The sequence below is a fragment of the Paenibacillus suaedae genome (genome assembly GCF_032337355.1).
Taxonomy (GTDB): domain Bacteria; phylum Bacillota; class Bacilli; order Paenibacillales; family Paenibacillaceae; genus Paenibacillus_B; species Paenibacillus_B suaedae.
On sequence record NZ_JAVYAA010000002.1, the window covers coordinates 349,251 to 363,979 of the forward strand.

The 14,729-nt window shown below is 41.9% G+C and carries 11 protein-coding genes, 1 pseudogene and 1 riboswitch; of the genes and pseudogenes, 1 reads left to right on the plus strand and 11 read right to left on the minus strand.

What is annotated here, in order from left to right; translation table 11 throughout:
• Positions 1-108: 108 nt before the first annotated feature.
• From RQP50_RS09255 to RQP50_RS09270, 4 genes and pseudogenes are all read right to left on the minus strand, one after another.
• A pseudogene (locus RQP50_RS09255) lies at positions 109-313 on the minus strand (IS5/IS1182 family transposase); the annotation flags it as partial.
• Positions 314-418: 105 nt separating this feature from the next.
• A complete protein-coding gene (locus RQP50_RS09260) occupies positions 419-745 on the minus strand; it encodes an AzlD domain-containing protein (RefSeq protein WP_315744987.1) in 327 nt (108 codons plus the stop codon).
• Positions 736-1,464 (minus strand): AzlC family ABC transporter permease, encoded by a 729-nt coding sequence (locus RQP50_RS09265; RefSeq protein WP_315744989.1) that lies wholly within the window; start codon positions 1,462-1,464, stop codon positions 736-738. The genes RQP50_RS09260 and RQP50_RS09265 overlap by 10 nt, the downstream gene beginning before the upstream one ends.
• Positions 1,465-1,543: 79 nt before the next feature.
• Positions 1,544-2,353: a TrmB family transcriptional regulator gene (locus RQP50_RS09270; protein WP_315744992.1), complete on the minus strand. Its 810-nt coding sequence runs from the start codon at positions 2,351-2,353 to the stop codon at positions 1,544-1,546.
• Between the two features lie 576 nt (positions 2,354-2,929).
• Positions 2,930-3,014, plus strand: a riboswitch (cyclic di-GMP riboswitch).
• A gap of 111 nt (positions 3,015-3,125) precedes the next feature.
• On the opposite strand from RQP50_RS09270, the gene RQP50_RS09275 reads away from it, so the two are divergent.
• Complete coding sequence (locus tag RQP50_RS09275; RefSeq protein ID WP_315744994.1) at positions 3,126-6,998, plus strand: glycosyl hydrolase family 18 protein; 3,873 nt, start codon at positions 3,126-3,128, stop codon at positions 6,996-6,998.
• Between the two features lie 176 nt (positions 6,999-7,174).
• On the opposite strand, the gene RQP50_RS09280 is transcribed toward RQP50_RS09275, so the two are convergent.
• From RQP50_RS09280 to RQP50_RS09310, 7 genes are all read right to left on the minus strand, one after another.
• Entirely contained in the window at positions 7,175-8,293 is a 1,119-nt protein-coding gene (locus tag RQP50_RS09280) for an RICIN domain-containing protein (RefSeq protein WP_315744996.1), read from the minus strand.
• A 936-nt stretch (positions 8,294-9,229) separates the two neighbouring features.
• Positions 9,230-10,036: a DUF4097 family beta strand repeat-containing protein gene (locus tag RQP50_RS09285; protein WP_315744998.1), complete on the minus strand. Its 807-nt coding sequence runs from the start codon at positions 10,034-10,036 to the stop codon at positions 9,230-9,232.
• 283 nt (positions 10,037-10,319) lie between these two features.
• The gene (locus RQP50_RS09290; RefSeq protein ID WP_315745000.1) at positions 10,320-10,697 is read right to left on the minus strand and encodes a YrvL family regulatory protein; all 378 of its coding nucleotides are present in this window, start codon (positions 10,695-10,697) and stop codon (positions 10,320-10,322) included.
• 43 nt (positions 10,698-10,740) lie between these two features.
• On the minus strand, positions 10,741-11,463 hold the full coding sequence (locus RQP50_RS09295; protein WP_315745002.1) for an ATP-binding cassette domain-containing protein: 723 nt from the start codon (positions 11,461-11,463) through the stop codon (positions 10,741-10,743).
• An 847-nt stretch (positions 11,464-12,310) separates the two neighbouring features.
• Positions 12,311-12,718 (minus strand): YrvL family regulatory protein, encoded by a 408-nt coding sequence (locus tag RQP50_RS09300; RefSeq protein ID WP_315745004.1) that lies wholly within the window; start codon positions 12,716-12,718, stop codon positions 12,311-12,313.
• A gap of 295 nt (positions 12,719-13,013) precedes the next feature.
• Complete coding sequence (locus tag RQP50_RS09305; RefSeq protein ID WP_315745006.1) at positions 13,014-13,403, minus strand: hypothetical protein; 390 nt, start codon at positions 13,401-13,403, stop codon at positions 13,014-13,016.
• 469 nt (positions 13,404-13,872) lie between these two features.
• Positions 13,873-14,532: a hypothetical protein gene (locus RQP50_RS09310; protein ID WP_174809851.1), complete on the minus strand. Its 660-nt coding sequence runs from the start codon at positions 14,530-14,532 to the stop codon at positions 13,873-13,875.
• Positions 14,533-14,729 lie beyond the last annotated feature (197 nt).

The window sequence follows — 14,729 nt, forward strand, 5'->3', positions numbered from 1 at the left end:
CTTGGATCAATCCGAGGCCGTAGAGCGAAACAAAAGACGACTATTATTCTATTAATGGGATAATAGTCGTCTTTTTCACTGTATACACAAGCCTGTACCACTGGCTTCTCACTTCGGTAGCTTTACTATTCTCTTCACGTTAAGAGCGAAGATTGCCATTATGCCTTGTAACTCCATGCCAAAAAGATCCGAGGATAACGACACCATACCCATGTCTATGTTTGAGTTCACTGTTCTTCGCCTCAATTTTGTAGCGTTCTCTTGCCTTTGTTTTGAAATATTCTCCCTCTTGGAATACCATTTGCTCGGTGTGTAGTTTTTGGCAGTAGGTATTTCATCCACTAGACCCTTTTTACAGCGCGCATATAAAATTTTTACTCATAGCCATGTATCCTCGATAAAACTCTAGTATCAAGTTTCAAAACAATAAGCGTAAAATGATAATGGAAATAATACCGCCCAGTACGGTTCCCAATAAACTTCTTGTTTTTATCGCAATTAAAAAAGTCGGTATGGCTGCAAAAAATTCAATGTTGTTGGTAAGAGATGTAAGCTTTCCGTCATGGATAAATATCTCTTGACCTATCAGAGCAGCAATAACGGAAATGGGGACATAATTTAACCATCGCATTGCCCATCCTGGTAATTCAAAACGACTAAGCACCATCAGAGGAACGACCCTTGGAATAAATGTTACAAAAGCTGTGCCTAGAATAATCAAAAAAATGTCCCATCTTACTTCCATTTTTCTACCACCATTCCTATTGTTGAAGCAATAATTGTAGCCACAATAACGCCCATACTGCTGGACAAAAAGAAAGAACTTCCCACAGCAATGACCACTGCAATAATGGCGACAACGATATCAAGTTTGATTCTATTTCGCCCTACCATAGAGAGTACGAGAATTCCAATAAACATAGCTGGCAAGGCAAATGCTAGTCCGAATTTCTCCGGATTCGAAATCCATTGTGCCAAAAATGCTCCTGCTAGATTCGCTACAAGCCAATTTACATAAGCGGTTATGTTGAGACCATGCATCCATTTCTCACTGATTCGCTTTCTCTTGGCCGCCTCGGTAATCGCGACACCGAATGTCTCATCGGTGAGTAGAGAACCTACTAGCATGTTGCGAAGTGGAGTAAGATGCCGGAAATAAGGTGCTAGTGCGGCACTAAGTAAAATATGACGAAGATTGACAAAGAAAATCGTAATAATAATGGCAGTAATCGAACTACTTGCTGCTATCATACCCGCAGCAATAAACTGAGCTGAGCCAGCATAGAGAATCATAGTCATCAGAGCGATCTCAGCGATGCTAAGTCCCGCAGTCTTTTGGATCACACCTGCAGCTAATCCGATACTTAAATAACCCAGCAGCGTGGGGACACAATCTTTTACTCCTTGGATAAAGCTATCTTCATCTCTCGGAGACGAATTTATTTGGACGTTCGACAGACTCATTTCATTCCCTCTTTATTTTCAAGTATTAGAAGCTAACTTACTAACTACTACTAAAAAGTGAAAGAAAATACGGTTCAATTTATTTGAACCGTCTTCCAGTAACAACATGAAATAGGTTAGGAGTGTTTTTCCAAAGCGCTTCTGCTTTCTCTGGGCCCACTTCTTTCACTAATTCTGAGAACATAATATCATGCCTGATGTATTCCATCGCGATTAACACAAGTGCCGGGTCTTCCGTTTTTACCGCCCATGCAGGTGTATTTGGCGAGAAATTTGCAATTAATACTTCCTCATTGTCCCGTGCAACAATCGTTAAGCGACCGTTCATACGTTCCTCAGCTACTTCTGGAGCCATGTAATTGTGATGAGTAGTTGCTCCAAGCTGAATCTCAGGTGCTCCAAAAAGAATAGAAAAGACGTGGATATCATCCTTTATCCGCGTATCTACAGCACCTTTTATCGAATCGACTTGTGGTTCCCAGATCGACAACCATATTTCTTTGTTAGCTTTATCGATGATGTCAATCATTTCGGCCACAACGCGCTCATCACTGCTGATGCGTCGAATAACATCTACTTCTTGTTCACTTTCTAACGCAGATAAATTCTTTTCAAGATAATCCATAGAATTGTCAAAGTCATTACGCAATCGATGGATTAACTCTTTTGCTGGTAAAGGTGCATAGGTTACGGGGTCAGAAGGTACTGTGTACACCGCACCTTTATCCATTAATTTTGCCAATACTTCATAAATCGTTGAACGAGGCACACCCGACCTTTTGCTTATTTCATATCCGGTTATAGGGGAATTTTTCAAAAGCCCTATGTACGCTTTACATTCATATTGTGAAAAGCCCCACTTCTGAAGTTCTTTATAAAGTTCTTCCATGGCAACTCCTTTAGTAGTTAGTGTGTTACTTACTATAAAATAAAATGGATTACCTGTCAAAGCAATCCTGGTTCCGTTATCGAAAAATGATCGTCAGACCACTGTTTTGTTCCTGATTCTTCAACTTTTGGGCGAGGTATAATTGCCCAGAAAAGGAGGATCAGTCCTTTTTAATCCAATCCAAGTACTATATAGTTGCATGAATTTTACTGATAAGGAAAGTTATATTCCGTTATCATTGTGCGAACTCTGGCTCGTTCATCCACACTACAATATATCTCCCCTCCTCCCTAAGACCTACTGCCCAAACCTTGTCGGACATGTAGAATATGTAAAAAAGCATAACAAAGGATCGGTGCAGTTACTAGGATGATGTCCAGTATCAAACCATATGGAATTAACATACATCCTCTTATTCCATCCGGATTTCAACAAGATATATTTCTAGTGAATAATAATATCGAACTATGTTCATATATTCACAAATAATCCGTATGACCCATTAAATATACTCAAAACTGCTGTATATTTAACGGTGTAAACATGTATCGTTATGCAAGAGTATGCATGTTTGCAGGTATTACTAGGCAAAGCTAGGGAAATCTAGTGACGCAAAACTAAAGGGGCTAAGGAAGAAATTCTATGCCAGCCAGTTGCCGATTAATAGACCCCCATCTCTATTAGTCGTATGGTTGTTTTTGTATGATCCATGGCGAGATGCCCCACCCTAGCTGCCTATTAATAAAATCTATTGATAGGAAGTGAATAACGGATGAAGACTGGGAGAAAGCGCAGCGCCCGAAGATTGTTCGCAATGACGGTAATGACCATCATGATGTTCGTGTCTTCGTTGGCGCCGACTTACGCAGGAACGACTGTTTCCGCAGCACAGGAACCTGTGCTCAAAAATGCAACAAAAGAAATCCGGAATGTCATGTACTATGGCGATTGGTCGATTTGGGGAGGACAAGGAAACTTTTATCCCAAAGATATACCGGCCGATCAATTAACCCACCTGAACTATGCGTTTCTCGATTTTGATGCCCAAGGCAACCTTGTCTTTACGGATAAGGATGCGGCAGTAGAAGCGCCTGTCGGCCAGGATGGCGTTCAATGGCAAGCGGCCAATGCAGGCATCCTTATCGCCCTGCAGCAATTGCGCGCAGAAAACCCGAATCTGAAGATCGGCATCTCTCTTGGCGGATGGTCGAAATCAGGCGACTTCGCTGTCGTTGCAGCCGATGCTTCCAAACGGGCAAATCTGATCCAAAATGTCATGAAATTCATCAAGTACACGAACATGGACTTCGTGGATGTCGATTGGGAGTTCCCGGCTGAAGTTCGACAGCCTGATATGGTCGATAATAAGAACGATGAAGGTACGAAATACGCTATACCAGAGGATAAAAACAATTATATTTTACTGCTGCAAGATATCAAAAACGCATTGAATAAGCAAGGAGCCCAGCTTGGTAAAGCGTATGAACTGTCTGTTGCGCTTCCGGCGCCGAAGAGTAAGATCGATATCGGCATTGATGTGCCGAGACTGTTCAACATTGTAGACTTTGCCAACATTATGACTTATGACATGCGCGGCGCATGGGATGAAGTAAGCGGCCACCATACCGGCTTGTATACGAACCCGAACGACCCGCTCACGGGCAACAACCTGTCCATCGACGAGAGCGTGAATTATTTGATTCAGCAAGGTGCTGAGCCGAATAAGATTGTGATCGGGGCGGCCTACTATACTCGCGGCTGGGATAAAGTGTCGCAAGGATCCGATCCGAATCATCCGGGGCTATTCGGCGAAGCAGCACTATCCGCCAAGGATGCGGATCAGACTCCATCCCGCGGCGCGGTTGGCGAGGCAGCGCTCGCTGTTGGGGACGGCGGCCGCCGAACAGGGATTTGGTCTTATCGCAACCTCGACAAGCTGAAGGCCACTTACCCGAATCTCAAAGAATATTGGGATGATGCATCCAAAGCTCCCTATCTGTATGATGGGACAACTGGTGTATTCTACACGTATGACAATGAAAGATCCATTCAAGAGAAAACGAAATATGTGCTTGAGAATGGTCTGGGCGGCGTCATTGCTTGGATGGCTTCCAACGATGCCCCTACTGCGGATCCTGCCAAGCGTGATAAATTAACAAAGACAACGAAAGAAGGCCTCTTCGGAAGCCAGGCGTTGACAGCACATGAAATCCAATATACCAAGCTGGATGTTACGGCGGATGTGAAACCGTATACCGAGGCTTGGGGCAACAATAAGGGATATGAAATTACCCTCTTCAATAACGAGTCTATGACCGAATCGAATCAAGTGTTGAAAGCGGTGGAAAGAGGAGCAAAAACGGTTAAGCTGCCGAAGCTCTACATCCAAGCCGATGGACCGTTGACTTCCGGCGATTATTTAGCGGGAACCGTAACAAATGAGAACGGTTACACGGCCGTCGATTTGAAATCGGTCTATGATGCCAAAACGATTGAACCTGGCAGATCCTATACATTCAAACTTAAGGGAGATGCCAAGATTACAAGCATGGAGCTGGTTCAGCGGGTGTCGGATAACAGCCCAGAGATGAACAGACAGCTCATTCTGGGTGATGAAGCTCCAAGCAAGAATCAACCTCCTGTATTGCATGGCATAGCAGACCTGACGCTTACAGTCGGCGACAACTTTGATAAGCTGGCTGGCGTAACTGCTACGGACGCAGAAGACGGAGATCTCACATCACGTATTGCCGTGACGGGAGAAGTTAATACAAATGCAGCCGGCAAGTATGAGCTGGGGTACTCCGTTACGGATTCACAAGGATTAACGGTCGAGAAAAAACGCATCATTACAGTTAACGAAACGACAGCTCCGGGGCATGAATTTGGGGTTGGCCAAGGAATCGAGTGGCCGAAGCAAGTCAATTCTCCATTCGTTGATATGGTTGCATGGGTTACCAAGCCAGGATACTCCAACAACGGCGCCCCTAACCTCGCCAGAATTTCCGAGGATACCGGCGTGAAATTTTTCAATCTCGGCTTTATTCAATCCAGTTCGCAGCAAATCGCGGACGGCAAAGTGCAATGGGGCTGGGGAGGATATTCCGTACTGAATGAAAAGAATGCGGATAACACCCAATACCAAGGGATTAAGCAGTCTATTCGGGAAATTCGCGAAATGGGCGGCGATGTCACGATCTCGCTGGGCGGTTTGAATGGCGTATCGTTCTGGGAAGTGACTCAAGACACCGATACCCTCTTCAATACGTATATGGAAATTGTTAAAGGCTATGGACTGACCCGCTTAGACCTTGACATTGAGGGCGGCGCTCAGAACAAAGCCCTGAATGTCGCCAACGCGCAGGCGATTAAGAAGCTTCAGGATGCAACGGGAGTCGATATTGTATTAACACTCCCTGTACTGCCAAGCGGTCTGACTTCTGTTCAATTGGATGTATTGGAAGCTTACTTATCTGCCGGCGTGGATGTCAAAGTCGTGAACATCATGACGATGTGCTATGGCAGCGGAACGCTCCTGCCTGGCGAGAACTATGGTTCCGCTTCGCTGAGAGCCGTTGATTCGACGAAGAATCAAGTCAAGCAGTACTTCAAACAATTTGCTAACACGGATCTAACGGATCAAGAGGCTTATGGCCTCATTGGAACGACGCCATCCATCGGCTTTGAAGGCGCGGCTCATCCGATCTTTACGACAGAGTGGTCCCAGTTGGTTGTGGATCATGCGATCGAGAAAGGGCTGGCGATGACCTCCTTCTGGTCGATGAACCGGGATGCGATGTTGGAAAACAACAATGGCGTAACGGCTCAATATCAATACACAGATATTTTCAAAGCATTCGGAAATGGAAGCACCCCGCCGGTCGCTTCTAAACCAGTGATTCATGGTGCAACAGATAAAACGATTTTCGTTGGCGAGCAATTCGATCCGAGAGAAGGAGTTACCGCTGCGGACAAAATGGACGGCGACCTGACCGATCGCATCGTGATCGTAGGAGCGGTTGACTCCTCTACTCCAGGAGCCTATAAGCTGGTGTACACCGTAGAGAACAGCCAAGGGCTGCAAGCGGTTGCAGAACGTACGATCACTGTCGCAGAAAAGATGAATCACAAGCCAGTCATTCATGGCGCAATGGATAAAACGATTCTCGTTGGCGAGCACTTCGATCCGAAAGAAGGGGTTACCGCTACAGATGAAGAGGACGGCGACCTGACCGATCGCATCGTGATCGAAGGCACAGTTGATTCCTCTACTCCGGGAACCTACAAGCTGGTGTACACCGTAGAAGACAATCAAGGTCTGCTAGCCTCCGCAGAGCGAAAAATCACCGTTATCGACGGGTTCGCGGATACGTATGATCCGAACAAGATCTACTACGAAGGTGATTCTGTCATTTACAAAGGAGAGAAATACACAGCTAAATGGTGGGTACAAGGCCAAGCGCCGGATTCCTCCCAAGCATGGGAAAAAGAAGTGATTCCAAATGAAGACGGCAGCGTGGATTACGTGCCGGGCAATGTGTATGTAGAAGGCAATTTGGTTCGCTATGAGGGCAAGCTCTACCAAGCCAAGTGGTGGACGAAGAGCATTCCGGGCAGCGATGAATCCTGGAAGCTTGTAGAATAATAGCAAGACGCAGTTGTAACTACAGGGACTGACCCTTCACGGGTTGGTCCCTTTTGAGAATCAAGACGAATCTTACTTATTCGGGCCAAGGGCCAAAGTCCTTCCGATTACGCGAGAATATGAAAAAAACAGCTAGATCAATTTGATCTAACTGGTCATATGAATTCCTACCCATATTAATTTAAAAGTACCAACTTCCACTTTTGGGCAGCGGTCCCGTTATCCGTCCAGATCTGCACGTTCGTACCGTCGTTCGTGCCTGATGCGGATACATCCAGAGCCTTATTGCTGTTACTATTAATTAGTTTATACGAGCCATCTGTATTGCGTATGAAACTCCATTTCTGTGCACCTGAACCGTTGTCATCCCAAATCTGTACGTTTGTACCGTCTGCTGTCCCCGAACTTTGCACATCCAGTGCTTTGGCGCTAACCGCGTTAATCAGTTTATAGGTGCCATCTTGGTTTCGATACATTGTCCAACGCTGAGCTGCTGATCCGTTATCTGAATAAATCTGAACATTTGTGCCATTCGCTGCCCCTGATCCTTGAACATCCAATGCTTTTCCACTGTTTACATTAATTAATTTATAGGGTCTTCCCACAAGCACATCGTTGCTAGTCAAGTTTGGATCCTTGGAATATTGCTGCCATAACTGATCGACAGTCTGGCCAGTTACGTTCACCCATAATTGTTCACTATAAGTTCGATTGCGAAGATTGAAGTCCATCTCATTGACAATCGACGGACGGATCCGATTTTCCAGCCATACGAAAAAGCGAGCTGTAACTTGGTAACTATCCGTATATTTTTGATTAGGGCTATAATTAGGCAGGAACCATCCTGCCGGACCATTATTTCTGCCATATTTATAACGGGCATAGTCCGCGATCCCTTCGGTCATCCATCCGGGACTCCCCCCAGGGTAGGCTTGAACGATATGCATTAACTCATGGGTCACCGTATCGATATCTTCCGGATTCTTTCGCAGCCAATTAGAGTTGAATCTAACCTTGCCCCCTCCTGCTTCCGCAACACCAGAGTATGTCGGATCAATTGTAAAATATACTTTCTGAGCTGCCTGACCATTGAAACGTGCAACCATTTGAGGATATACGATAAAGAAGGTATCAATCATTCGTTGTTTCACTGTCGAATCAAAAGATGGATCCTCGTTATTCATTTCTAATGTGTAGGTTCCGTCTGTGTAGGAAGCAGTCTCGGCAGAAACCGCCATCACTTCAGAACTGAATAGTACCATCATCATCAAAATCATTGACAATTTTCGAATCAAATCCTATTCCTCCTTGTTTGAACCGAACTAGCTCTTATCGTTGTAGATCCTTGGTTCCAAGCGTACCGGATGTCATCGATTACAGCCGGAAATTTCGCTTAACGCACGTCAGCAACGTGTTTTGGCCACCTAACACCAGGGACATGCGATATCGCTGATAATTTCCACCTTCATCGAAACGTTCCTCCTTCCCACCCTAAAATCCGCAGCTGTTCCGTTACTTTAGCGATAATGGTTCCCCCCAAAGCTGAGGCCCACCAGGAAATATTATGCAGTTTATTCCTTTTTATGAAGTCTACTGCTGATTTTGTGATCTCTTTATGGTTCATTCCCCCTCTGCATTTGTGAAAAATTGAAGCAAGGGCTGCCGAGTCAATTGGTAGCCCTTGCATAAGGTTTGGTTGTTGAACATGTGCTATTAAACGATTTAAGTGTTGTCGATCATCATTTCGGCCTGGCGCAACTTTAAGGATAAAACGTCCAACTGATTTTTTTATCTTCTAGAAGCGCTTCCCCAAAATATTGTGTACTTTCCCCTTCTAAATTGATTTTGCTATGATTTCGGTAGTGAAAGAAGCTGCTGCAGGGCATGTTTGATCGCCGCCGTCACCGGCGTACCGATCGGTAGTACGGCCGGATCCGGAAGGATCAGGAGTACGAGCTCCTACGGGAACATGAGAAAAGAGCGTATCCTATTTGGCTCGCTCTCTTCTTAATAAATATTTGTAATTTCTCGCAGTGGGATTTTCTTTGTCGGTTCTCCATTTGATGGAACGAATAATATCGTTCTTATTGCATCACGATCTGTTGCTTTTCCAAGCTCATGTACAAGGACTCTATCCATTGAATTGGGTAGAGAATATAATCTCGATGAACTATATTCTAACGTCTCTCATTCACGTGATCATTATGGCAAGCCAGGCACGATGATGACACTTAATTTTTGAACGTAATTTCACCCACCTGTGTGGAAATGTTGAGCGTTGCACTTTCGGATTGAGCCTTACCAACATATCCATGGAGTTCTTTGGATACAACCTTTGTGGTATTTGTTTCTTTTTCAAGAGCAACCTGATTATCGATAGTTCCTATTTTTGTTGATAGATTTACATATAGAGGTGCTGGGTGATCAGGTAGAGCGAATTCGACGCTACCAACGTCAGTAGATATGTTACTGCTTTCCATACCAATTACATCCGTTACAGTAACGTCACCGGTATCGCTGCTCACATTTAAGTGTTGGACCGACAATTCTGACTCAACGGATATGTTGCCAACTTTATTTTCTATCTCAAGGGATTTCAATTCTTTATACGGAAGACGAATCGTTAAAGATGGCAATGGCCCCATATTTATGATCTTTAGTTTATTTTCAAGGATAATCTGTAATGTTCCATCTTGGATCGACGTAGTCACGTTGGTATCCATTCCTAGTGAATTGCCCTTGGATAATTCCAATTCTGCTTGATTGATTTTTTTGTCGCCTATAACTGTAACTATAGCAGCGTTACTCTGAATTTTTAGGGAATGAATGTTAGTTACATCTATTTGAGAAATATCCCCTTTTACTGCGTTCGAGACATTTCTCATGTCTCCTGGATTTGCAATTGTGTTTGTCGATATAGAAGAATTTTGCTGGAACAAACTTGGTGTACTAGTGACGGAGGATTCTTTCGCACATCCGGCGAGTCCGATACTGGCAGCGGCCAGGAGAATCATAGTTAACTTCATATTGTTGCTCATACGTTTATCTTCCTTTCTTCTGCATTAGATGTGTTGATTAACCTGGAATCGTTCGTACTTATGCTCCATACTCTTTTCTCCTCTCGCTCTCTCATATCTATATCTTACGGGACGTATTCTTCTTTTTTCTTACTTTACTCTTACGAAATTCTTAAGCTGACTCTATGTGCTATGATGCTCATGAAAAAACTTTTTCAATGGAACGGTAAACACCGTCATAACAAGAACCATAGTCACCATGTAAACAGACAGCCATAAAGCTTTAACATAGTCTCATGTTACTTCATGATTCACTATCTTTCTCACCATTCCGAAATAAAGAAGTGTCAATCAGATAGATAATAAGAACAAAACCAATCTCAGAAAAAATAGAAAAATGAACGGACGTCATCCATTCATCAATCAGATGAACGGCAATAAAATCGAGGAGTATTCGGAAAATAGCGTTATGGTATTGATTAAAATGCTGATCAGTAGCGAGGAAATACCTTGCCTTCATAAATATAAATAATACTTTGGTAACCGCGTCAGCAACGAACGATAAACCAATAAACAGAAGTATCGATGTCCACGATTCGTATTGAATCCCTAATACCTCGAATATTCCAATATGGAAGAAAAAGGACACAATAGAGCTTATTATTTTCTCTACCGTGCCCATCTGAATTCTCTTGTATTAAAATGTGTTGAATTGATTTTTTTCATTACTCTGCTTGATGCAGCATGAGGTTTTGATAAAATGCTGAGTCTGGATCACCGTTTTCGCCGTTTTCGATAAATTGCTCAAACGTTCCTTGGAATCTTATACTCCCTTTATGCAATAAGTGAATTTTACAATGTATATTTCGAAACTCATGTAAAGTATGAGTGGAAAGAATGACTGTCGAACTTGTACCAAGAGTAAGTCTTTCTATTCTTTTTAAAATTTGCAATCTTGCTTCGAGATCAACTCCGGAAGTCGGTTCATCAAATACATACAGCTTCCTTTGCATAAGCGTTACCGCCAGAATACTTAAGTATCGGCGCTCTCCTATAGATAACTGACCAAATTGGGTGTCCCATACTTTTTCCATTAACTCAATTTCTGAAGATTCCATGTATTTATCGGTATATGGAGTATTCGAAACCTCTATACTATTATTGTGATCCGTGTACAAAAAAAACCGAAACAAATCCTTCCCTTTCAAAGTCGAAGGAAACGATAACCCCTGTAACTGATAAATAATTTCAGAATGGTTAGGTACACCTTTGATTACATCAGGTCTTGGGATAACATTTGTAATCAAATCAAAAAGCGTCGTCTTGCCGGAACCGTTTTTTCCTATAATGACGTTTACTATACCCGGTTTAAAATCTACAGTTAAATTTTCCAAATTACTCTTATTACAATTCTTATGCCTATAATTTAAATTCTCAATTGTAATCATATGCCTGCCCCAATTCATGTTCGATTTGTCGGGGATACGATTCTTGTATATCTCATCCCCAAAAGTCCGATAGCCGTATATAAAATCAGGCCGAATACGATATGAGCCGAGCCAAAATTCATATATTCCCTACCCGTTATGAATTCTGCTATTAATAGATTCAAAGCTCTAACCAGTTCTAATGGATTAATATATAACAGCAGGATTCCCCACGACAATGATTGCGACAAATTATTAGCGGTTATTAACAAAAATACAAGTAGGAGCATATTCAATACAGTAACTAGTGATTCTTGCTTCATCGGGAAAATCATAAGTATTAAAAAGAAGAACATTATCGGAATTGCCCCGATTAAGCCCGCAACGACGGAACTAATCATAAATAATATAATTTCTGTAGGGTTATGTAGACTGCATAAGCTGGTCACTAGAGAAAAGATGAGGATCGAAAGAATCAGGAAGGATAATTGCGTTAAGACTTTTCCTATAATCATAGGATACTTCGTGCCCGAAACGAATGCGAACATTTTCAAGAAGCCATCTTCTCTCATACGGATCAAACTTGTGGTAACCTCAATAGACATAACAAATGTAATATAGGCTAAGAACATGCTGGCTTGATATTGAAAAAAAGAAGCTTCTGGCTTAGTCATGATCCAATTGTAATGATATACGAAAAAGAGAATTAAGGGTAAAAGCAAGTACCACAAGAAACTCACTTTCTGATTCAACGTTATTTTTGCATACAATCTAATATACTCTCGAGCAACTGACAATGTAACGTTCACTCCCCGTTAACCGAATGGAATCATTTGAATTACAAAATCATTATTTTGCTTCTTTCTGATCAACGATCATGGTCTTTTTTCTGAAAAAGTAAAGTATCAATCAAATAGATAATAAGAACAAAACCAATCTCAGAAAAAATAGAAAAATGAACGGACGTCATCCATTCATCAATCAGATGAACGGCCATAAAATCGAGGAGTATTCGGAAAATAGCGTCATGGTACTGCTTAAAATGCTGGCCAGTAGAGAAAAAATACCTAGTCTTCATAAATATAAATAATACTTTGGTAACCGTATCAGCAACGAACGATAAACCGATAAACAGGAAGACTGATGTCCATGATTCGTATCGAATCCCTAATACCTCGAAAATACCAATATGGAAGAATAGCAAAAAGGCAGCCACGCCGAGCAGAATAATGAGCAATAGTATACTTACTATCACAATAGGAACTATCTTTCTCATGATTTCTTTATTCCTTTTCGTTTTCTATCCTCATTTTTAATAACATGGTTACAAGTGAAGAAGCCAACTATTGAAGCTGGCTTCTTTTTTCATCATATCCTCACCTAGAGTAATTATTAAATCATTATTCTTCTATTTCATCCTCAATTTCATGGGGAAGGGGCTTTTCTTCTAACAGAACTGACTTTTTGCTTGCCTCCAAGCTATCCAGAAGTTCTCTAGCGTCCCCTTTCAGTAAAAAGCTCAGATAATTTTGATATATTCCTCTAAGTAATTGCTGAACTCATAAATTGGACTATCTTTTCGAAAGCGTTACTTCCTCTTCTTTGTTATTCCATTTGATCTTTGCTTTTAATGAATCTGTTTGAAGTTTCTCACCTGCATCTTGTTCTTTTACATACTTGACACTATAAATGTAGGGAGGTTCTTTGTTGATCTGCGTCGATCCAGAAGCATTGAAATCGCTATTTAGAAACTTGAATTCAAATGAATTCAATAAGCTTTCTTGTCCAATATATTCGAAGCCGATCTCAAAGTGATCGGGTACCGAATTTTGCACAACTTTAACATTCCAAAACTCACCACTACCTTTAAAGACTTGCTCTTTTCCACAGCTTGTTAGTGTGAACAAAGTGAAAATAACGAGTATAGTAAAAAATAAAAACGAGCTTCGTTTAACCTTCAAAGTCCTCAACTCCTTGACAGACTACAAGGTCTAACATATTCATTTCTTTTAATCCTTGATTTACAAGCCTCATGCTTCCTTCCAGTTATGAGGGAGAACTCACAAGCTACAAGTTTCTGTTCCTGTGAGTTCAATCCGCTTATTTCAGCTTACTGAGATTTAGGGTATGCTTGCTGGTGTGATAGCTAACGTGCCCTATTAAATCACTTCTTCTTACTCCACAAGAATGTTTTTAGTGCAAATAAGATCAAGACAACCGTCAGAGCAATCGAATAGTACATGTTTGCGTGGTCATATGAGATTGTATAATTCCATGACAAGATAACCATAAGTACAAACAATACCATTACAGTTTGATCTGATTTGAAAATGTTCTTTTTGAAAATCAAGCTACCTACAAGAGCGGCTATTATTAAAACAGCAAATACAATTAGCAGAATATTGTGCATAGCCCCTCCTTTCTGTTCGATTAACTATTTGAGGTTATAACAAAATATGGTGCAGGGAGCCAATGAAAATTAAACGTTACTCCCTTTCCATCGTTTTTGTAGGACAGCTCATTCGCAAACCATAAAGCTCCGAAACCAGCAACCGCCGACCAGAACGACACGATTTGACCTCCAGGAATCAATGACGCCATGCTTGCTAAAAACCCAGATAAGCCTGCACCTTGATTAAGTGCATATACCCAGCTCTTTGTTTCTGAATCGCTGTATGTGACAGCAACTCCCCACCAGTATACATTGCTAAACGCATTTGTTTGAAATTCACTTGGCGGCACAATCTTGATCTGCCCATTTTGAATGGACAGATACCCATCCTGTAAAGCTTCATTCATTCTTTCTACACCTATAACGTATTGGTTGTAAACTTCTGGGGAGACGATGCTTTTTGCCACAGGATCAAGAGAGAAGCTTTCTTCACCAATGATGATGTATTTATCCATCACCGGAGCTGCTTCCAAGACACTTCGAGAAAAAGCATCCTTGCCAATCTCAAGAATTCGACTTTCCTGTGACTGTTGCTGAAGATTTTTTGCAATTGAGGCCTCTGATGCGAATGCTGCTGGAGCAAAGACTGACAATAACATGCTTACACTCAATACTGAAGTGATGATTTGCTTTTTCATTTTTTTCCTCCTTAATCATATTATGATTCGATATCTTATGGATCTGACTTTAGAACTAAATCAATTTTTTGATGAGGTTTGATGCGGTATGGACAAAAGAATTCTCTGAAGCAATCCTTTAATGTCAATCACTACAACCAAATAGAATAGGCATTCCTCCTCTGTTTAACGGCTACCCGATCCAATATTACAAAGAT

What these genes read in the sequence shown, in the direction of transcription:
- RQP50_RS09265 (WP_315744989.1), bottom strand. Translation starts at nt 1,464, where the DNA reads ATGAGTCTGTCGAACGTCCAAATAAATTCGTCTCCGAGAGATGAAGAT.
- RQP50_RS09260 (WP_315744987.1), bottom strand. Translation starts at nt 745, where the DNA reads ATGGAAGTAAGATGGGACATTTTTTTGATTATTCTAGGCACAGCTTTT.
- RQP50_RS09300 (WP_315745004.1), bottom strand. Translation starts at nt 12,718, where the DNA reads ATGAGAAAGATAGTTCCTATTGTGATAGTAAGTATACTATTGCTCATT.
- RQP50_RS09275 (WP_315744994.1), top strand. Translation starts at nt 3,126, where the DNA reads ATGAAGACTGGGAGAAAGCGCAGCGCCCGAAGATTGTTCGCAATGACG.
- RQP50_RS09285 (WP_315744998.1), bottom strand. Translation starts at nt 10,036, where the DNA reads ATGAGCAACAATATGAAGTTAACTATGATTCTCCTGGCCGCTGCCAGT.
- RQP50_RS09290 (WP_315745000.1), bottom strand. Translation starts at nt 10,697, where the DNA reads ATGGGCACGGTAGAGAAAATAATAAGCTCTATTGTGTCCTTTTTCTTC.
- RQP50_RS09310 (WP_174809851.1), bottom strand. Translation starts at nt 14,532, where the DNA reads ATGAAAAAGCAAATCATCACTTCAGTATTGAGTGTAAGCATGTTATTG.
- RQP50_RS09295 (WP_315745002.1), bottom strand. Translation starts at nt 11,463, where the DNA reads ATGATTACAATTGAGAATTTAAATTATAGGCATAAGAATTGTAATAAG.
- RQP50_RS09270 (WP_315744992.1), bottom strand. Translation starts at nt 2,353, where the DNA reads ATGGAAGAACTTTATAAAGAACTTCAGAAGTGGGGCTTTTCACAATAT.